Annotated in this window: 17 protein-coding genes and 1 riboswitch; of the genes, 9 read left to right on the top strand and 8 right to left on the bottom strand. The window is 58.5% G+C overall.

The features are described from left to right. Nucleotides 1-37 precede the first annotated feature (37 nt). Nucleotides 38-1,813, bottom strand: a complete 1,776-nt coding sequence (locus WC370_00380; GenBank protein ID MFA5307925.1) for a formate--tetrahydrofolate ligase — start codon at nucleotides 1,811-1,813, stop codon at nucleotides 38-40. Nucleotides 1,814-1,889: 76 nt separating this feature from the next. Then, nucleotides 1,890-2,681 (bottom strand): carbon monoxide dehydrogenase accessory protein CooC, encoded by a 792-nt coding sequence (locus WC370_00375; protein ID MFA5307924.1) that lies wholly within the window; start codon nucleotides 2,679-2,681, stop codon nucleotides 1,890-1,892. A 607-nt stretch (nucleotides 2,682-3,288) separates the two neighbouring features. Between WC370_00375 and WC370_00370 the strand changes: the two genes are divergently transcribed. The 4 genes from WC370_00370 (at nucleotide 3,289) to WC370_00355 (ending at nucleotide 6,234) form a co-directional block, all read left to right on the top strand. After that, entirely contained in the window at nucleotides 3,289-3,987 is a 699-nt protein-coding gene (locus WC370_00370) for a DUF1847 domain-containing protein (GenBank protein MFA5307923.1), read from the top strand. 88 nt (nucleotides 3,988-4,075) lie between these two features. After that, nucleotides 4,076-4,381, top strand: coding sequence for an MTH1187 family thiamine-binding protein (locus WC370_00365; protein ID MFA5307922.1), 306 nt, complete (start codon nucleotides 4,076-4,078; stop codon nucleotides 4,379-4,381). A 189-nt stretch (nucleotides 4,382-4,570) separates the two neighbouring features. Continuing rightward, nucleotides 4,571-5,368 carry a sulfite exporter TauE/SafE family protein gene (locus WC370_00360; GenBank protein ID MFA5307921.1) on the top strand — a complete coding sequence of 266 codons (798 nt, stop codon included), beginning with the start codon at nucleotides 4,571-4,573 and terminating at the stop codon, nucleotides 5,366-5,368. Between the two features lie 26 nt (nucleotides 5,369-5,394). Beyond that, on the top strand, nucleotides 5,395-6,234 hold the full coding sequence (locus WC370_00355) for an MBL fold metallo-hydrolase (protein ID MFA5307920.1): 840 nt from the start codon (nucleotides 5,395-5,397) through the stop codon (nucleotides 6,232-6,234). A 357-nt stretch (nucleotides 6,235-6,591) separates the two neighbouring features. Here WC370_00355 and WC370_00350 read toward each other — a convergent pair whose 3' ends face one another. Continuing rightward, a complete protein-coding gene (locus tag WC370_00350; protein MFA5307919.1) occupies nucleotides 6,592-7,986 on the bottom strand; it encodes an MFS transporter in 1,395 nt (464 codons plus the stop codon). Between the two features lie 516 nt (nucleotides 7,987-8,502). After that, a riboswitch (TPP riboswitch) is annotated at nucleotides 8,503-8,614 on the top strand. A 62-nt stretch (nucleotides 8,615-8,676) separates the two neighbouring features. Between WC370_00350 and thiC the strand changes: the two genes are divergently transcribed. Further along, the gene (gene thiC / locus WC370_00345; GenBank protein ID MFA5307918.1) at nucleotides 8,677-9,972 is read left to right on the top strand and encodes a phosphomethylpyrimidine synthase ThiC; all 1,296 of its coding nucleotides are present in this window, start codon (nucleotides 8,677-8,679) and stop codon (nucleotides 9,970-9,972) included. 159 nt (nucleotides 9,973-10,131) lie between these two features. Here thiC and WC370_00340 read toward each other — a convergent pair whose 3' ends face one another. The 3 genes from WC370_00340 to WC370_00330 form a co-directional block, all read right to left on the bottom strand. Beyond that, on the bottom strand, nucleotides 10,132-11,022 hold the full coding sequence (locus WC370_00340) for a formate transporter FocA (GenBank protein MFA5307917.1): 891 nt from the start codon (nucleotides 11,020-11,022) through the stop codon (nucleotides 10,132-10,134). 183 nt (nucleotides 11,023-11,205) lie between these two features. Then, a complete protein-coding gene (locus WC370_00335) occupies nucleotides 11,206-11,529 on the bottom strand; it encodes a hypothetical protein (GenBank protein MFA5307916.1) in 324 nt (107 codons plus the stop codon). Beyond that, a complete protein-coding gene (locus tag WC370_00330; protein ID MFA5307915.1) occupies nucleotides 11,519-11,818 on the bottom strand; it encodes a hypothetical protein in 300 nt (99 codons plus the stop codon). Before WC370_00330 ends, WC370_00335 begins: the two co-directional genes overlap by 11 nt. A gap of 200 nt (nucleotides 11,819-12,018) precedes the next feature. On the opposite strand from WC370_00330, the gene glmM reads away from it, so the two are divergent. The 4 genes from glmM to glmS all read left to right on the top strand — a co-directional run bounded on the left by glmM (nucleotide 12,019) and on the right by glmS (nucleotide 17,725). Further along, nucleotides 12,019-13,320, top strand: coding sequence for a phosphoglucosamine mutase (gene glmM, locus WC370_00325; protein ID MFA5307914.1), 1,302 nt, complete (start codon nucleotides 12,019-12,021; stop codon nucleotides 13,318-13,320). Then, entirely contained in the window at nucleotides 13,317-14,519 is a 1,203-nt protein-coding gene (gene glmU / locus WC370_00320; protein ID MFA5307913.1) for a bifunctional sugar-1-phosphate nucleotidylyltransferase/acetyltransferase, read from the top strand. Before glmM ends, glmU (WC370_00320) begins: the two co-directional genes overlap by 4 nt. 10 nt (nucleotides 14,520-14,529) lie before the next feature. Beyond that, nucleotides 14,530-15,705, top strand: a complete 1,176-nt coding sequence (gene glmU, locus WC370_00315; protein MFA5307912.1) for a bifunctional sugar-1-phosphate nucleotidylyltransferase/acetyltransferase — start codon at nucleotides 14,530-14,532, stop codon at nucleotides 15,703-15,705. A gap of 238 nt (nucleotides 15,706-15,943) precedes the next feature. Next, nucleotides 15,944-17,725 (top strand): glutamine--fructose-6-phosphate transaminase (isomerizing), encoded by a 1,782-nt coding sequence (gene glmS / locus WC370_00310; protein ID MFA5307911.1) that lies wholly within the window; start codon nucleotides 15,944-15,946, stop codon nucleotides 17,723-17,725. Nucleotides 17,726-17,728: 3 nt separating this feature from the next. Here glmS and WC370_00305 read toward each other — a convergent pair whose 3' ends face one another. Then, complete coding sequence (locus tag WC370_00305; GenBank protein MFA5307910.1) at nucleotides 17,729-19,309, bottom strand: DUF58 domain-containing protein; 1,581 nt, start codon at nucleotides 19,307-19,309, stop codon at nucleotides 17,729-17,731. Continuing rightward, on the bottom strand, nucleotides 19,302-20,255 hold the full coding sequence (locus WC370_00300; GenBank protein MFA5307909.1) for a MoxR family ATPase: 954 nt from the start codon (nucleotides 20,253-20,255) through the stop codon (nucleotides 19,302-19,304). Before WC370_00300 ends, WC370_00305 begins: the two co-directional genes overlap by 8 nt. Between the last annotated feature and the right edge of the window lie 2 nt (nucleotides 20,256-20,257).

The raw sequence follows: 20,257 nt of genomic DNA, 5'->3' as shown, positions 1-20,257 counted from the left end.
AAAGAGTGAGTACCTCGCAATAATATGGTTTCCGTTACTAGCTTACGTCGTGCAGGCCGTGGATTTTACCGGTCTTCACGTCCACGTCCACCTTCTTGAAAGCCGGGTCCGAGCCGGTGGCGGGCATCAGGCTGATATCGCCGGCCATCGGGCAGAGGAACTTGGCGCCGGAGTAGATTAGGACGTCGCGGATGGGCAGCGTCCAGCCCTTGGGCACGCCTTTGAGGTTCGGGTCGTGGGAAAGGGAAAGATGGGTCTTCACCATCATCGTCCCGTAATCATTATATTTCGGGTCGGCCTCGAACGCCTTGGCTTTATCCGCGGCGGTAGCGGACCAGGACACGCCGTCGGCGCCGTAAACTACCTTGGCTATCTGCGCCACGCGGTCGCGCAGCTTCATCTCGTTGGGATAGAGGAAGTGGAAGTTGTTCTTCTCTTTGCAGGCGTCTTTCACGGCGTTGGCCAGCTCCTGGGCGCCGGCGCCGCCGTTGGCGTAATGGGTGGATACGGCGCAGCGGGCTCCGGCGGCTTCCGCCGCTTTGCGGATAATGGCTATTTCTTCCTTGGTGTCCGTCGGGAAGCTGTTGATGCAGACCACCGGGTTGATGCCGGAGGCGCGGATGATATTGATGTGGTGGATTAAGTTATTGCAGCCCTTCTCTACCAGTTCCGGGGCGGATTTCTTGTAGGCATCGGGCAGAGGCACGCCGGGGGTGACTTTAGGCCCGCCGCCGTGCATTTTCAGGGAGCGTACGGTGGCCACCAGCACGGATACGTTGGGCTTGAGGCCGCTGTAGCGGCACTTGACGTTCCAGAATTTCTCGAAGCCGATGTCGGAGGCGAAGCCGCTTTCCGTCACGTGGTAGTCGAACATCTTGAGGCCGATGCGGTCGGCGATGATGGAAGACTGGCCGATGGCGATGTTGGCGAAAGGCCCGGCGTGTACGAAGCAGGGCTGGTATTCCGCGGTGGAGCACAGGGTGGGGTTGATGGTGTTCTTCATCCAGGCGGTCATGGCGCCGGCCACCATCAGGTCTTCGGTGGTGATGGGCTTGCCCTTCTTATCGTAAGCGACGGTGATTTCACCGAGCCGCTTGCGCAGGTCGGCCAAATCGGTAACGATGGACAGGATGGCCATGAGCTCGGAGCTGACGGCGATGCCGAACTTGCTCTGCATCATGTAGCCGTCGGTCTTCTGCGTGCCCATGCCGATGATGATGTTGCGCAGGGCCTGGGCGCAGTAGTCCATGATCCAGCCCATTTCCACGCGTAGCGGGTCGATGTCCAGGCGGCGCATGTGGGAAAGCCGCGCCAGCTGCTCGTCATCGTAGTTGCGCTCGTGCTGCATCCTGGCGGTCAGGGCCACCATCGCCAGGTTGTGCGCGTTCATGATATCGTTGATGTCCCCGGTCAGGCCGAGTGAGAACTCGGTATGGGGAATCAGCAGGGCGTTGCCGCCGCCGGCCGCGGTGCCTTTGACGTTCATGGTAGGGCCGCCGGAGGGCTGCCGGATGGCGCCGCCCACGTTCTCTTTCTGGTAGCCGAGGCCTTCGATAAGCCCCATGGTGGTGGTGGTCTTGCCCTCGCCCAGCGGGGTGGGGGTGACGGCGGTTACTTCAATGTATTTGCCGTCCGGTCTGTCCTTTAGCCGTTCCATTACTTTCAGGAAGTCCACTTTGCCGACCTTCCCGTAAGCCAGGATTTCATCTTTCTTAAGTCCCAGTTTTTCCTGCCACTCGGCAGGGGTGGGCATCTTTTCGCAGGCGGCTTCGGCTATTTGCCAGTCCGCCATTTTGGATACATCGTAAGCCACTAATTAATCCTCCTTGACTTTATTTTCCAGTGCTTTACGTGCCGTTAGTATCGTAAGCCCTGATGCTTCAGGGCAGCTAACGCTTTTTAGCGGCCGTCTCACGGCCGGCGGCTGCCAGTTTATCATAAATGCTCTTGACCTCCCGCGCCGTTTGCGGGCTGGCGGTAAAGAGCGAGACATTCGCATGGTCGGCCTCGCTGATGGCCGGATTGTAATTGATGAACCCCAGTACCGGGATGTCCGGCAGGTTGTCCCGGATAAACTCCTCGTCCGCCTTGCTCCTTATCTTGTTGCCCACGGCGGCGATGTTTTCCAGGCCGAGGTCCTGCGCCAGCTTTTTGATGGTGGCCGCCGTCTCCAGGCTGCGCCGCCCCGGTTCCACCACGATGATGAGCTTGTCCACCGCTTTTACCGTGCCGCGGGACAGGTGCTCGATGCCCGCTTCCATGTCCAGGATAACCACCTCGTCCCGGTGCAGCAGCAGGTGGCTGACCAGCGCCTGTAACAAAGCGCCCTCGGAGCAGTAGCAGCCGGTGCCGCCCCGCTTTATCCGCCCCATGGACATCAGCTTGATGCCGTCCATTTTCACGGAGTACTTTTCCGGCAGGTCGTCCACTCTGGGATTAAGTTTGAAAAAGGAGCCGGAAGTGCCGGGGCGTACCCCCACGCGCTCTTCGATAAGGTCGTTGAGTTCGGAGATGGGGGTGATGGTCTCGGGGTGGGGGAAACCCAGCGTGGCCGCCAGGTTGGCATCGGGGTCGGCGTCAATGGCGATGACGGAATACCCGGAGGAGGCGAATGTCTGCGCCAGAAAAGCGGCCAGCAGGGTCTTGCCTACGCCGCCTTTGCCGCTAACCGCTATCTTCATGACACTTCACTCGAATTGTACCTATCTCTCAGGCTCTCGGGAGAAGGGCGTAAAGGACGAGGACAGCCCAGACCGCCTAAGAGTATAGTGTACAGGTATGCCGTACAAAAAGTCAAAGTAAGGTAGCACTTACGGCATAGGACTTATGGCACAATTATTGATGTTCAACGCACTTTTGACGAATTTTCCGTGATAGACTTTTATCAGGAAAAGGCGGGGTGGTTTTCGCCGCGAAACATCGCCGGTGCTCGGGTGCGCCTCCTTTTGATAGTGTTGCCTATTTTAGTATTTTAGCCCACTTGACAATAAAAGGACAATAAGGGAAAGTACTAAGATTTCAAGGGAAAGTACTATGTCCTTAGGGCTAAACGGAGGCTTACGTTGCATCGGGTGAACACGTTCAGGATTTACAGGATGACCGATATTCTATTGTTAAGGTACGGATTTTAATACGCGTATTTTAAGGTACCTTGATTATAGTTGAAGCGCTGCCGGCGGGAATCAGGTGATATGCTAATTGTGCATCAGCCTTTCTGCTTATTTGTGTTTGTCTTTTGGATGATGAGAAACTAGAATATAGATTAGTATCGGTAAAGGAGCTTTCTTTATGGCCAGGAATACTTACCCTGAGTGCGCCCGTTGTCTCACCAAGGTATGTGAAAACCCGGGAGGCAAAGCCGGTGAAGCGCCTTCCCTGGAGAAAGCGCCGGCGTTTTGTCCCATGAAGCTGCTGCCGGACGTGTATGCCGCGGCGCTTTCGGAGTACGATAAGCCGGAGGTGAAGGAGTTCGCCCGGCTGGCGGGCTTGCAGGAGTTCCAGTGCTACGAGCATACGCCGGACGGTCTGCGCACCCGGCTGCCGCGTATTGAGGAGACGATACAGTTCGCCCGGAAATGCGGCTATAAAAGGCTGGGCCTGGCTCACTGCGCCGGACTGGCCCATGAAGCCGGCCTGCTGACGCAGGTGTTGGCCAACAACGGCTTTGAGGTGGTTTCCGTGCAGTGCAAGACCGGGGCGGTGCCCAAGGAAAGAATCGGGCTGAAGCCGGAGGAGAAAATCGCCGGGCCGGAAGCCTGGGAGACCATGTGCAATCCCATCGTCCAGGCCATGATTATCAATAAATCCAGAGTGGACCTGGCTATTATGCTGGGGTTGTGTGTAGGTCACGATTCACTCTTTATAAAATATTGCGATGTGCCGCTGACGGTGCTGGCGGTCAAGGACCGGGTGCTGGCGCACAATCCGCTGGCAGCGCTCTATACCTCCGGCTCTTATTACCGCCGACTCAACAACAAAATTGAGTGATGATGTCTGATACGTATAAAAACAGGGACGCCGCGGCGCATTACGATTCCGCCCGCGCCGCCAAATAAAAATCCGGAGGTGGATGCTAATGGCGATGCTGGATATCAGCGTGGTGCCGGTAGGGACGGGCAGCCCATCGGTAAGCGCGTACGTGGCCGGGGCGGTAAAAATACTAAAAAAAGAGCCGGGCATCAAGTATGAACTGACCGCCATGAGCACCATCATTGAGGGTGATTTGCCCGTGCTGCTGGCATTGGCGCGGAAAATGCACAATTCCGCCTTTGACGCCGGCGCGCCAAGGGTGGTGACCACCATCCGCATCGATGAACGGCGGGATAAACCCCTGACCATCGAGGGCAAGATTAAAGCGGTCAAAGACAAGCTGGTGGGTTGAAAAACCCTCTCGATCCCCTTCTGATTCACAGCGTTCATACGGAATATGTGACTTTACAAAGGGGAGATGATTGATCAACCAAAAGTATTGTCCCTCTTTGGTAAAGAGGGAGTAAGGGAGTTTTTAGAACCCCTTTCTTTTACATAACGCACTAAAGACTAACTGGAGGCAAATCAAATTATCTGGGTATTGCTGGCGGCTATCGGCCTGTTCATCGGCGCTTTCGGCACCCTCATCGGCGTGGCCGGCGGCTTTCTCTTGATTCCCATTCTCCTCTTTATGTACCCCGATTATTCCCCGACGGTTATTACCAGCATCACCCTGACCGTGGCTTTTTTTAACGCCGTGTCCGGCTCGATTGCCTACTATCGCCTCAAACGCATCGACTTCAAGTCCGGGCTGCTTTTCGCTTTGACGGCGGTGCCGGGGGCGATATTGGGCGCTTACCTGGTCAATTACCTGAGCCGGAGCGTTTTCCAGTACATCTTCGGGGGCATTTTACTGGCGATATCCGTTTTCCTGATGCTGCGCCCCACCCGGAAAGCCGGCGGCGGTTTCCTGCGCCGGTGGCCTACATCACGGCAAATTACCGACCGGCAGAATACGGTGCACCGCTACACCTATAATTTGCCCCTCGGAATGACGATTGCCTTCTTCGTCGGCGTGATATCGGGGCTGTTGGGCATCGGTGGGGGTATCGTCCACGTGCCGGCGCTGACACAGATTCTTAATTTCCCCGCCCATATCGCCACGGCTACCTCGCATTTCATGGTAGCCATCACCACCTTTTCCGCTATCGATACCCACCTCATCGCCCGCACTTTTACGGGTGATTTCGGCGTGGCGGCGGTGCTTTCGGGCGGGGCGGTGGTGGGGGCGCAGTTCGGCGCCCGTCTGTCCCAGAAGGTATCCGGCGTGCTTATCGTCCGGCTGCTGGCGGGGGGGCTGGCTATCGTGGCTTTAAGGCTTCTCATATCGCCGCTCTAGTGGTATCATGGGCAAAGGGGGAAAATATGGAGATTAAAATCACTACGCTGGCGGAAAATACCGCCGAGATGGGCTTTCTGGCGGAGTGGGGCCTGAGCATGTTCGTGGAGGCGGACGGCGCTAAAGTGCTGTTCGATACCGGCATGGGCATCGCCGCCGTGCATAATGCCCATCTTTTGGGACTTGACCTGGGCACGGCCGATAAAATCGTTTTGAGCCACGGCCATTACGACCATACCGGCGGGCTGCGGGAAGTGCTGATGCTGATGAAAAAAGAGGTGGAGGTTATTGCCCACCCGGATATCTGGGCGTCCAAATACGGTGGCCGGCGCAAAGGGGCGGAACGCTATAGCGGCCTGCCCTTCCGGCGCGAGCTGCTGGAAAACCTGGGGGCGCGCTTTAACCTTACGGATAAGCCGGTGCATATCACCGACCGCTTTATGACTACCGGCGAAGTCCCAATGCTGACCGACTACGAACAAATAGACAGCGGCCTCTTTGATAAAGAGACCGGCGAGATGCTCCCGGACGAGCTTAAGGACGACCTCGCCCTGGTTATCGACGCCGATTTCGGCCTGGTGGTGATCCTGGGCTGTGCCCACCACGGCATCGTCAACACCTTAAAACAGGCACAGAAAATCACCGGCAAGGAGCTGATTTACGCCGCCATCGGCGGGACGCACCTGCTCAACGCCGACCTGGAGCGTTGGGCGATGACCGCCGCCGACCTTAAGGAGATGGGGGTGCAGTACCTGGGCGTCTCCCACTGCACCGGCTTCGAGGCTTCGGCCTACCTGGCCCAGGAGTTCGGCGACCGGTTTTTCCTGAACAACTCCGGTTCCCGCTGGACGCTGCCCTTCGCCTGACGCCGGCCTGTTAACCGACTATCGCCATATCCCCGCTCCCCCTGAGTGAGCGACTTTGTCGCCATCCCGCACCGATTCGTACCTCACCCGGTGTCCCGCATGACCATAGGGAATCGGGACATGACGCAGGAATCGGGACCTGTCGAAGGGTGAAAACGATAGGCGCTCCGCCTTGATTGAATCAGGGTGTGAATAACACCTTTTTTATCTCCGCTCACCCTGAGCCTGTCGAAGGGTGAGAATAATCCAGGTACTGCGCCCTACCTTAATTGCAGGGGAAAAACAAATTTATCTCCATCTCGTAATCTATCGTCTCTCACCCTGCCGGCGGTGAGAGGGAAAAGGGTAAGCCCCCCTTTACAGCGTCCGCTTCATCGGCTCCTGCGGCGGGCACGGCGCCGCCGACCGCGGCATGGCGAAGATGAAAGGCGCGGCAACCACCAGCACCGCCGCCAGCGCGAAAAATACCACCCGGAAACCCTGCCCAATGTGCGTGAAGTTCTCCAGCACCAGGGAGGTGACCGCGATGCTCACCGCCGACCCGCTCTGGCGGAACATCCCCCTCACCCCCGTAATCGTCGCCACCCGGTGCGGCATCAGCTCGATGCAGGCGTTATTCGCCGCCGGGGCTATAATGCCCATCCCCACCCCGGAAACGAACATGATTACCCCCAGCAGCCACACCCCGTTCAGGTGTATCCCCCAGAAACTGGCGCTGGCAAACTCCAGCCCGAGCAGGATATTCGTTAAAAACATGATGCCGGTGCCGAACAGCATCGGCTTGCGGTAGCCCCACTTCGGCAGCATCATGCTGGTTACCAGTGAGGCCAGCATCGTCCCCACCGAGCGGGGCGTCAGGATAAGGCCGCTGGCCAGCGTGGACACTTCGTACACGGCAATGGCGTAAAGGGGGATGAAAGACATTACGCCCAGCACCGCCATGCCGTAGAGGAAATTGAAGTAGTTGGCGGCCTGGAACGGCTTGTCCTTGAGCACCTGCAAATCTATGATGGGCTCCTTTATTTTGCCTTCGTGCCGGATGAACAGGTAGAGCAGCAATCCGCCCAGCGCCAGCAGTACCCCGAAGACCGTCCAGGTGGTGCTGTCGGGGCTGGAGCCTATTTCGCTCAGGGCGATGAGGAAGGCGGAGAGCATGCCGGTGAAAAGCCCGGCGCCGGTCAGGTCCAGCTTGCCCCCGGTCGTTTTTCCCGGTTTGATGATAATCAGCGCGAAGATGAAGACCAGCACCCCCAGCGGCAGGTTGAGCCAGAACACCGAGCGCCACCCGTAGGCTTCCACCAGCCAGCCGCCGATGTTGGGCCCGATAATCATGCCGATGGGAAAGATGCTGCTGAAAAACCCGATGGCCTGCTGCCGGGAGTGGGGAAACTGGTCGCTGACGATGGCCGTGGCCAGGGGTAAAAAGCTGCCGGCGCCGATGGCCTGGACGAAGCGGGCGGCGATAAGCAGCTCGATGTTCGGGGCCAGCGCGGAAAACAGCGAGCCGATGGTGAATACGGCGATGGATACCAGGAAGGTCCGCTTTCCCCCGAAGATGTCCCCCGCCTTGCCGGCCAGCGGCATCACGGCGGTGCTGGCCAGCTGGTTGACGGTCAGCACCCAGGCCGCCAGTATCAGCGGCGCGTTAAAATAAGCGGTTATCTCCGGAAAAGCCACGGATACGGAGGTGCCGCTGATGGACACGATGAGCAGGGACAGACTGCTCACAATGAAGATAACATAGCGGGTCATCTGGATTAGTCTAGCACAGAAGCTATGTTAGGGAAAAATAAGGAAATTGTTATGGTTTTGTGAGGTGGGAGGATTAATTCTCCTCCCGGTTAACCATCCCGATGAAAGCTTGCTCCGTATGAGCGACTTTGTCGCCATCCCGTATGAAGAAATGAATCGGGGCTGCGATACGGGGTCGGGAACCAGGTACATTGTCTTGCTTTAGTTATTAGAAATAATAGCCACGAGCCCAAAACACGCCGTCCCCTCAAACAGCGGCCATCCAGACCCCCGTTTATTCCTTTCCCCCTGTGGGAGGGTTCAGGCGATTGGCATCAAACATTTAGGGGTATTGACGTCTCCCTTTGAAAAAGGGAGATAAGAGAGGGATTTTAGTACCCTCCGCCTCAAAAACCTCCCCCTCTCTGCCAGCGGAGAGGGGGACTAGAGGGGGAGAGGTAAGCCAAAAGGGATAGAGGTAACTAAAAATGATGCGCTATTTGCTTTCAAGTTCCCTCTTTACTATAATTAAATCACGGTATCCGCTAGGGGTGCTCAAGGCTGAGATGTTCCCCCGGTAAAGTCGGGGGGAAGACCCTTGGAACCTGACCTCGTTAATACGAGCGTAGGGAAGCGGTCGTTAGCAAGAGACCAGGGGTCCGTACTTTAGCGTATGACCGCTGGTTTTATTATTTTATGGGGGTGGCTGCGATGACACAGTTGGAAATAGCGCGCCGGGGCGATATCTCACCTCAAATGGAAAAGGTCGCGGCAATTGAAGAACTGGACGTTGAGTTAATCAGGCAGGGACTGGCCCAGGGGACTATCGTTATCCCCGCCAACCCCGGCCATGCCGGTCTGGTGCCGGGCGGCGTGGGCAAGGGGCTTGCCACCAAGGTCAACGCCAACATCGGCACCTCATCGGACTTCGGTGATGAGCGCACGGAGCTGGCCAAGCTGAAGGCGGCTATAGATGCCGGGGCGGACGCGGTCATGGACTTGAGCACCGGCGGGGACATCCCTTCCATCCGCCGCGCCGTCGTCGCCGCCAGTGCAAAGCCCATCGGCACGGTGCCGGTCTACCAGGCGGGCATCGGGGCTATTGAAAGGTGCGGCGCCATTGTCAAGATGACCGCCGACGATATTTTTGAAGCTATCGAGGACAACGCCCGTGACGGCGTGGACTTTGTTACCGTGCACTGCGGCGTCACCCGGGGCGCCATCGCCCGACTCAAACAGCAGGGACGGGTGACGGACGTGGTCTCCCGCGGCGGCGCTTTCATGGTGGGGTGGATGCTGCATAACGACTGCGAGAACCCGCTTTATGAGCAGTACGACCGCCTGCTGGATATCGCCCGGGAACACGATGTTACCCTTTCCCTCGGCGACGGTATGCGGCCCGGCAGCCTGGCGGACGCCACGGACAGGACCCAGATTGAAGAGCTTTTAACCCTCGGCGAGCTGGTGCAAAGGGCCTGGGACGCCGGGGTGCAGGTGATGGTGGAGGGCCCGGGGCACATTCCGCTCGACCAGATAGAAACCAACGTCAAGCTGCAAAAGGCCATCTGCAAGGGCGCGCCTTTCTACGTGCTGGGGCCGCTGGTCACGGATATCGCCGCCGGGTACGACCATATTACCGGCGCCATCGGCGGGGCCATCGCCGCCATGGCCGGGGCGGACTTTCTCTGCTACGTGACGCCCTCGGAGCACCTGGCTATCCCGGATATCGATGATGTCCGGGAGGGGGTTATGGCTTCCCGCATCGCCGCCCACGCCGCGGATATCGTTAAGGGGATAAAAGGGGCGGCGGAAAGGGACCGGCAGATGTCCCTGGCCCGCAAACGTCTTGACTGGCCGGAGCAGGCCAGGCTCGCCCTTGACCCCGAGAAAGTGGCGCGGGTGCATCAGCAGCGTTCCACCACCGGGTCGGCCTGCAGCATGTGCGGCCAGTACTGTGCCATGGAGCTGGTAGGCAAGTACCTGGGTGTTAATGCCGCCAAATGCTAAACGGGTTCCTCCCGCGGTATGCCCCAACCGCCTCAATCCCGCTTGTTAGCTAATCATTCTCTCCCTTTGAAAAAGGGAGAGCTGGAGAGGGATTTCCCCCAAACAAAAATCCCCCCGCCGCAGGACAGGGGGATTTAAAGTTCACTGCTTTTCTGTATCTTAGGCCGTCTTGGCGGTCTTGCCGCGCAGGTAGATTACCCAGTAGACGAGAGCGACGAAGAACACGCCGCCGATGATGTTGCCGATGGTCACCGGTATCAGGTTCTTCACGAAGAAGTTGCCCCAGGTGAGGCGGTCGTAGCTGGAGGCGCTCACTCCGGCGGTCGTCCAGAAAGAGTCCGCCGCCCCGGCTTTAATCAGGATGGAATAGGGTATGAAATACATGTTCGCCACACAGTGCTCGAACCCGGCCGCCACGAAGCCGGCGATGGGGAAGATGATGGCGGAGATGCGTCCCAGCACGGTGCGGGCGCTGTAGGTCAGCCATACCGCCATGCAGACCATGGCGTTACAAAGGATGCCCAGGATAAGCGCCTGCGCGAATCCCATGTTGACCTTGCCCAGGCCGATGTTCAGCGCGGTTACGCCCACCGCTCCTTTGTCCATGTTGTAGTGCATTCCCCAGAAAACGAAAAGCGCGGTAGCCACTGCCCCGCACAGGTTGCCCAGGTACACGATGCCCCAGTTGCGCAGCACGCGCCAGGTGGAAAGTTTGCGGCTGGCCCAGGCCATCACAATCAGGTTGTTGCCGGTAAACAGCTCGGCGCCCCCCACGATTACCAGAATCAGGCCGAGACTGAAGGCGACGCCCCCGATAACCCGGCTGACGCCCCAGGGCATGGCAACGCCGCCGCTGGTCTGGGAGATGGTGAAGAAGATACAGCCGAGGGCGATGAAGGCGCCGGCCAGAACGGCCAGGGCGAAGGTGCTGAGGAAATCCAGATTGGCTTTTTTAATACCGATTGATTGCGCTTTGGCAGCCATTTCCGCCGGTAGCAGCTCGTCGAAGGTAGTGGTTGGTCCGTTGTTATTATCTACTGGTTCTACCATGGATACCCCCTTATAACCAGGATTAATTATATTACTTTTAAAGATAAGCGACAATATACCATAAGGTCTAGCACTATATGCGGAAAGCATGGGAAAGTCTGTAGGTAGAATTAATTATTTGGAAAGCGGGTGGGGATATTGGGGGTGGAGCGATGAAATCCCGACTGCGTGAGAGAAAAATCTCTATCCGGGGTGTGGTACTATCGCCACGACGGTGATTATGGGCACGCGTCGGCCGCTCTTGTCTGTCTCGTCGGGCCCGTAATGCCAGAAGACCCGGTAAGCGCCGGGGGTATTTTGCTGGACGTAAGCCTCGAATATTTCCAGCCCGTAACGCCTGGTCAGCGATTCGTATTTGTGGGTTTGCACCGACTTTGCCCTCGGGTTTGTTTCCAGGTAGCCCGGTGTTTTCCTGACCTGTTTGAGGACGTCTTTGAGGTCGGGAGTGTTCTCCATCCTATCGAGTTGCCCGTTGGCGGTCGGTGTAAAACGTAGCTCACGGCGCATTTTTCACGTATTTCCCGAATGTACCGCGTCCGGTTGTTTGCCCGCTCTTTGATTCGGCCATGCCCCGGTCTATCGCGGCTAAAGCTTCCTTGTCCTGGAACAGCCATAGCTCTGAGGCGGGTATGGTCACCTGCGGGTCCAGCACGATTTGCCCGGCGCTGTTGGCATATATGTGATAGGTTACGTCTTCCCGGACCAGGGCCTTGGGCAGTACCACGCGCTTTTTGGCATCCGGCTTTACGCTTTTGGCTATGCCGGTGAAATCCATGTCTTGAATTATCCCTGTCATAATCAGCTTTCCGCCTGTCTCTCTTTTTCTCGATGGAATATACCATATGGTGGGATACAATGTCAAGTGGGATAATCCCACCTGAGCTATTTACCCGGCGGCGTTCACCACTCTTTTTCATATAACGCTGCCTCATAATTGCGCCAATAAGGGTTATCTTTTATTGACATTTATACCCGTAGTAGTAGAATTAAGGTATTATGAAGCTTTTCGGCTCATCCGGCATACGTACCCTTTATGATAGGAACCTGCTGGATACGGCGTTCCGGGTAGGGCTGGCGGTAGGGAAAATCCACCAGAACGTCATCGTCGGCCGGGACACCCGCACTTCTGGGGATGCCATGAAACACGCCGTGATGGCCGGATTGCTGGCCGCCGGCGCGCAATGCAGTGACGCCGGCATTACCCCTACCCCCACCCTCGCCTTCGCCACCCGCGGCTTCAACGCCGGCGTGATGATTACCGCCTCCCACAACCCCCCGGAATACAATGGCCTCAAGCTCTTGAACCCGGACGGCTCGTCTTTTGATACCCCGCAGCAGGCGGAGATAGAAAATATTATGGCGGCGGAGTCTTTTACGCTGGCGGGATGGGAAGAGGTAAAGCCGGGGGAAGCGTACGCCGGCGCCGTTGAAAATCATATCGAGGCTATACTGGCGGACTTCCCGTCCGCGTTGCATATCAAAGTGGTAGTGGACGCCGGCTGCGGCGCCGCGGCCGGGGTAACGCCCCGCCTGCTGGAACGCCTTGGCTGTGAGGTCGTGGCGCTGAACTGCTATAACAGCGGCTTTTTCCCCCGGGGCATCGAGCCGAATGAGGAAAACCTGCCAGAGCTTTGCCTGAAAGTCAAGGAGAACGGGGCGGCGGTGGGTATCGCCCATGACGGCGACGCCGACCGCATGATGGCGGTGGATGAGCGCGGCAGGTTTATCTCCGGGGACAAGCTTTTGGCGATATTGATTAAAGCGGCCGGCGCTAAAGACGTGGTCACCACGCTGGACGCTTCCATGGCTGTGGATGAAATGGGCGTGAAGATACGCCGGACGAAGATAGGTGATACCTGGGTTTCCGAGGAACTAAGGAAGGGCGGCGACTTCGGCGGGGAAACGGCGGGCGCCTGGATTTTCCCCTCCATATCCCTCTGCCCGGACGGCATCTACGCGGCAGCGCAAATCGCCGCGCTGGCCGCCAAATCCAGCCTGGCGGAGATGGCGGACGCCGTGCCGGCCTATCCGCTTTTACGGGGCAGCCTGGGCAGTAAAGGCGTGTCCCTGCCCCGTCTTGAAGCCGAACTAATGAAGCTGCAGCCGCTCAGGACGAGTAAAATCGATGGCCTGAAGCTGGATTTTGCGGACGGCTGGCTGCTGGTGCGCCCTTCCGGCACCGAGCCCAGGATGCGCCTCACCGCGGAGGCGAAAACGGAAGCCGCGGTAAAACAGCTTTATGATAAGGCCGTGCAGGCGGTCAATAATTCAGTAGAAAACGGAGTAAAAGCAATTTGAAAGCCGTAATTTTAGCGGCGGGGGAGGGCCACCGCATGCGCCCGCTTACCGCCAACAGGCCCAAGGTAATGCTGCCGGTAGCCGGCCGGCCCATCCTGGAGCATTTGCTCGTGGAAGTGAAAGAGGCCGGCGTCCGGGAGTTTATCTTTGTGGTCGGCTATTGTGATAAGCAGGTGCGCGGCTATTTCGGGGACGGGGAGAAGTGGGGGGTGTCTATCGCCTATTCCGAGCAGCGCAAGCAGCTCGGCACCGCGGACGCCATAAGGGCGGCGGGGGGTATGATTAAGGAAAACTTCCTGGTCATTAACGGCGATGTCATCATCAGCCGGGCGGATATCAAGCGCCTGATGCGAAGCGCCCGCAGCGCCATGGCCGTGACGGAGGTCCAAGACCCGCGCGGCCTGGGTATCGTGGAGCTGGCCGGCGATAAGGTGGTGAGCATCCACGAGAAGTCCAAGAATCCCCCCACCCTGATGGCCAATACCGGTTTATACCTCTTCACGCCGGAGATATTCGACGCCATCGCCAGAACGGAGAAGTCCCCCCGCGGCGAGTATGAGATAACCGACTCTCTCCAGATAATTATCGACCAAAAAGACGGCCTCCGTTTCGTTGAAATAAAGTCGTGGCTGGACTTGAGCTATCCCTGGGATTTATTAAGGGCTAACGAGGTCATGATGGCCGGGCTGGCCTCCGCCAATCTCGGCGAGGTGGAGCCTAACGTGACGCTCAAGGGCGCGGTGGCTATCGGGGAGAAGACCGTGGTGCGGTCCGGCGCTTATATCATCGGGCCGGTCATTATCGGGGCGGGGTGTGATATCGGCCCCAACTGCTTTATCCGCCCCTCCACCACCATCGGCGATGGCTGCCACGTGGGGGCGGCGGTGGAGGTCAAGAACTCCATTATTATGAACAACAGCAAGGTGCCGCATTTGAACTATGTGGGTGACAGCGTCATCGGCGAGGGGTGCAACCTGGGCGCCGGGACTAAAATAGCCAATCTGCGCCTGGACAAGCAGAATATCCACGTTAACGGCCTGGATACGCGGCGGCGCAAGCTGGGGGCCATTATCGGGGACAACGTGGAAACCGGCATCAACGCCTCCATCAACGTGGGCAGCATTATCGGCAGCAATACCTTCATCGGGCCGGGAGCGGTGGCCAGCGGCGCTATTTTGCCGGACTCGAAGATACTTTAAGGGGTGGGCTATGAAACAGGCAGTGATTCTGGCGGCGGGCGAGGGACAGCGGCTTCGACCTTTTACCGTGACCCGGCCCAAGACGATGATTTCCATCGCCGACCGGCCTATTTTGCACTTTATCATCGAGTCGCTGGCGCGCAACGGCATCCGCGATATCGTTTTCGTGGTGGGCTATCACAAGGAGCAGGTCTACGATTACGTTGGCTCCGGGGAGAAGTTCGGCGTCAAGGTGTCTTTCGTCACCCAGGAAACGCAATTAGGCACCGCCCACGCTTTATCCCAGGTCAAGGACATGGTGGGGGACGAGTTTCTCGTGCTTCCCGGCGATAACCTGATTGAAGCGCCCACCATCGCGGACTTTCTGGATATTGAGCCGGAAGCTGTCCTGGTCAAAAGGGTGAAAGACCCCGCCAGCTATGGCGTGGTGGACATTGAGGGCGGGGAGGTAAAGGGCATCGTGGAGAAGCCCAAAGAAGCGGGCGGTAACCTGGTCAACACCGGCATCTACGCCTTCACCAGGGACGTCTTTAAGTACACCGAGTCCGTCCTGGACATACCGGACGCGCTGAACAACATGATTGCGGATGGCTGCTCCATCAAGGCGCTGGAGACCGCGGGCACCTGGCTGGATGTGATTTATCCGTGGGACATTATCACTTTGAACAATGCCATTCTCCAGAACATCGAGCCCGGCGTGGGCGGCACGGTAGAGGACGGCGTTGTCTTGAAGGGGAAGGTGGTTATCGGCCATGATACCGTGGTCAGGTCCGGCTCCGTTATCTACGGCCCGGCGGTCATCGGCAGCGGCTGTGAAATCGGCCCGCAGGCCTGCATCATGCCGTCCGCCAGCATCGGCGATAACGTGGTCATTTCCTCTTTTTCCCAGGTCAAGAACAGCGTCATCGGTAATGACGTAAACCTGGGGCCGGGCTGCTTTATTTCCGACTCCATTATAGACAAGGGCTGCGTGATTAAGGGGCGGTTTACCGCGTTCGGCGGCAAGAGCGATGTCAGGGTCAATGACGTCGTCCCGTCCATCAGCGTCGGCGTCATTATGGGCGAGGGCTGTAAGGTGGAAGGCAACGTCACCGCGCAGGCGGGCGCCATCGTCGGCAACGGCTGCCAGGTACAGCTTTCCCGCACCCTCAGCGGCCGCTACCCGGATAAAAGCTTGATTTATTAGGGGGGTGAAAATCTCCCTTAATCCCTCTTTTTCAAAGAGGGACAATTGATAAACGGAGGACTATCGTCTCCCTTTGAAAAAGGGAGATGGAGAGGGATTTTAGAATACCTTCCTCCCTCCTTAGGAGAGAGGGACAAAATAAAGGAACAACACATATACTATCGTCTCCTTTTGAAAAAGTCGAAGATTCCGTATGAGGAACGAATCGGAAGGAAATAGAGAGGGATTTTAGCAAACAATGTGCGGCATCGTCGGTTACATCGGAGATAAACAGGCCCAGCCCGTGCTTCTCAACTGCCTGGCCAAGCTGGAGTACCGCGGCTATGACTCCTGCGGCATCGCTATCGCCAACGGGAGCATCGCGGTCTATAAGGACGCCGTGCGCGTTAAAGTCCTCGCCAAGAACCTGACTCCGCACGAGGGGACTGCCGGCGTCGGGCACACCCGCTGGGCTACTCACGGCGAGCCGTCCAAGCTCAACGCCCACCCGCATTGTGACTGCACCGGCCGCATCGCCGTGGTTCATAACGGCACCATCAATAATTTCCTCAAGCTGCGGGAGCAGCTAACCGCCGAGGGCCATACCATCGTTTCGGAAACGGATACGGAAGTAATACCGCACCTGATAGAAAAGTATTACCAGGGCGACTTCGAGCAGGCCGTGGAAATGGCGCTGAAGGACATCGAGGGCGCCTATACCATGATTGCCGTGATGGCCGGCGAGCCCCGCCTTATCGCCGCCCGTAAGGACAGCCCGCTGATTATCGGCGTCGGCGACCGCGAGAACCTGCTGGCTTCCGATGTGCCGGCGCTGCTGGACTACACCAGCCGGGTGATTTACCTGGAAGACGGCGATGTCGCCGTTATTACCGCCGCTGATATCGGCATCAAGCGGTACGGCGTCCCCATCACCCCGGAAGTGCACAAGATAACCTGGAGCATGGAAGACGCGCAAAAGGGCGGCTACGAGCACTTTATGCTCAAGGAAATCCACGAGCAGCCCAGGGTCATCCGGGACACCCTGGCGGAATATATCGCCGCCGCCGAACCGGCCGCCGACCTTATCGGGAGTCAGGGCGGCCCGGAAGAGCTGCTCATCATGGCCTGCGGCACTTCTTATCACGCCGGCCTGGTGGGCAAATATATCATTGAAAACCTGGTCGATATCCCGGTCAGGGTGGAAATCGCCGACGAGTTTTCCTACGCCGGCCACGCTTCGGCCATGAACCGGGCGATTGTTATCACTCAATCCGGTGAGACCAGCGATGTCCTCAAGGCGGTCAAGAAGCTCAAGGAAAAGGGCAGCTACACCATCGCTATCACCAACGTGGTCGGCAGCACCATCAGCCGCGCCGTGGACAAGACCATCTACACCCGGGCCGGGCCGGAGATAAGCGTGGCCGCCAGCAAGACCTACATCGCCCAGCTTATCGCTCTATACTGGCTGGCGCTGCCTTACTCCCGGGTGGATATCGGCCGGCTGGATTCGCTCGTTATGGAGCTGCGGCAGCTGCCGGTCAAGGTGCAGCAGGTGCTGGACAACGAATCGAAAATCGCGGTGGTGGCTAAAAAGCTGGCCGTTTATGAGAACGTTTTTTACATAGGCAAGGGCGTCAACTACCCGGTGGCACTGGAAGGGGCGCTCAAGCTGAAGGAAATTTCCTATATCCACGCGGAAGGCTACGCCGCCGGGGAGCTGAAACACGGCCCCTTCGCGCTGCTTGGCGAAAAGACGCCGGTGGTGGCGCTGGCGGCGGAAGACAATACCTATGAGGCGATTGTCACCAGCATCAAGGAAATCAAGGCCCGGCGCTCCCCGGTACTGGCCGTCGTCAGCGAGGAAGACGAGGTGATGCCCGGTCTGGCGGACATGATCATTACCCGCCCCCCCATAGAGTCGCTCTTTTCCCCGGTAATCAACTCGGTGGTCTTGCAGTTACTGGCATACTTCGTGGCCAAAGAGCGCGGCTGCCCCATCGACTTCCCCCGTAATCTGGCTAAAAGCGTTACCGTGGAATAGCTGTCAGGCGCTGGCCACCGGCACCACGCTGTAGTTTTTCCCCGCCAGCTTTTCCGTGTTCACCAGTATGGCCTCGGCGTCATGGTTGAACTGTGATACCACGAATATCATCGCCGGGGCGGGCGTATCCCGCGTGACCGCCGCCAGGGCGCGGGTGGCCGGGTGCTGTTTGGCCGCCTCTTCCGTGGTGCGGTGCTCGTAGTCGAGCAGTTCCAGCAAACGCCGGGCGGGCGCCGTTTTCACCTGGCGCAGCTGCCGCATGGTGCGCCGTATTTTAGCAACGTCCGCCGGCTCCAGCCGCCTTTCGCTCCCCGCCGCTATGCTGATTTCCCCGGTCAGCGCCAGGGCCTGCGTCACTGCCGCCGCCGGCTGTAAAACGCGGGTGCTGCTGACCACCTCCCGTTGGTTATAGGCGGTCAGGGCGGTGGGTATTTCCTCCCGGGCCAGCGTCAGAGCCGTGGTTATCAGGTAAAAAGCCAGCATGTCCGCCGCTTCTTCATCCGTTACCGCCAGGTTCACCGCGATAATGGCCCCCTGTCCCCCCGCCCCTTTATACTCCCGCACGATAAGCTGGCTCAGCTTTAAAGTGTGCTTCCAGTCGATGTCCCTCAAGGGGTCGCCGGGCCGGTAGTCGCGGCTTTCCCTGTATTCCGCGCTGCGCATGGCGTTCGCCTTGTTTTTCGTTTCCGCCGCCGCGGCGGAGCCGGTATGGGTCTGGTCCAGGTACCGCTGTGCCAGCCAGGCGGCGTATTCCCCGCGGGGGATAACGTGCAGGTTCACCGGCTCCAGCAGTTCACTGACGTAAAACAGCCCGCGCGGGTCCAGCGCCTTTACCTTTAGTTGAGGGTGGGCCTGCCCCGCCAGCGGCGGCTTGAGGCTTAAGACAAATCTGTTGACGCCCTGGTTCAGGACTGCCTGTCCGGGCTTAATTTCCGCCCAGGGTACGGCGGGACTCAATAAAACGCGCAGCGGTAAAGACGACCGGCTATTCAGTTCAAAGGGCACGTCCCCGGCCGTCCCGGCCACCAGCCTTTTGGCTATGGCGGCGGTGGTAAAGGCGGGGTGGGGTATTTTGACCAGTACTCCGGCCAGCGTCGCCAGCAAATAGAGCAGGAAAGCCGCATCCGCCATCATTAATATCATTCTGCCTGATACCAGCGCTACCAGCAGCATTACCGGCACCGCCGCCAGCAGTGAATAGAAAATGTGCGTGGGCCGCCGCGTTGGGGCGGCGGCTACAGTAATTTCATTGTGCCGGGCGTTTTCCCGCAGGTGGTAGTCCAGCAGGTAAAAAGCGGGCAGGCTAAGCGCCAGCGCTATCGCCCCGCCCGTGACGGACGTAAAATTATTCAGTTTTTCCAGGGGTATGGCCAGCAGCACGGGGACTAAAAATATCAGCGCCGTATCCAGGACGATGTGGTGGCGCGGCGGCCGCCGCGTTATCATAAAGACTATCGCTGCCAGCGCCAGGGCCGCGCACAGTACCGGGTAATAGACGCCTTCCGCCGGGAAAACGGCCGCCGCCGCCAGCAATAGCAGCGCCGGGTAAATTTGACATAATAGCAGCGGTAAATTTTTAGGCATGTTCCGGTTTCGGCACGGGCACCTGGGCCGCCGCCTCCGTGATAATCGACTCCGTGTTAATGCTTTCCATTTCCGCCTCGTAGTTGACCTGCAAACGGTGGAGCAGCGCGGGCAGAAGCAGGGCTTTAACGTCATCCGGGATAACGTAGTCCCTGGCCTGGAAAAAGGCGCGGGCGCGGGCGCCGTTGTACAGCGCGATGCTGGCGCGGGTGCTGGGCGGGTGCATCAGGTCCTGGTGTTGCCGCAGCTTGTCGACGATGTCCACGATGTAGCGGCGGACGCTGTCGGCGACAAATACCTTTTTAACGCTTTCCTGGAGCCGTAGAATATCCGACGCCGTGGCAATGGCTTTGACCCGCGACTCGCTGATGGCGTCGATGTCTTTCAGAATACGGTCTTCTTCTTCCGGGCTGGAAATGCCGCTCCAGACGCGGAACATGAAACGGTCGGTCTGTACCTCGCTCATCGGCGAGGTGCCGGGACCGCCGGCGGGTATCTGGCTGGCGATGACGATGAACGGCTGCTCCAGCTGCCGCGTTTCCCCTTCGATGGTGACCTGCTGTTCCTGCATCGCTTCCAGCAGGGCGGACTGGGTGCGCGGCGTGGTGCGGTTGAGTTCGTCCGCCAGCACCACGTTGGCGAAGATGGGGCCGGGCATGAATTTGGACGTGCCGTCCGCGCGGTAGAGGTTGAATCCCAATATGTCCGCCGGCAGCATGTCCGGCGTGCCCTGGACGCGTTTGAAACTGCCCCCGATAGCCCCGGCGAAGGTGCGCGCCACCGTGGTCTTGGCCGTGCCCCGCAGCCCCTCGATGAGCACGTGGCCTCGGCTGAGCAAGGCTATCAGCAGCAGTTCCTTGGCCTCGTCCTTGCCGATGACCACCCGGGACACCTCGGCGATGATGTCCTTCATTAGCGTTTGTCCTTTGTCCGTCGTTAGCGTCATGG

Source organism: Dehalococcoidales bacterium, from assembly GCA_041652735.1.
Classification (GTDB): domain Bacteria; phylum Chloroflexota; class Dehalococcoidia; order Dehalococcoidales; family RBG-16-60-22; genus RBG-13-51-18.
The sequence above is the reverse complement of the archived record's forward strand: the minus strand, read 5'-3'. Positions and strand labels throughout refer to the sequence as shown.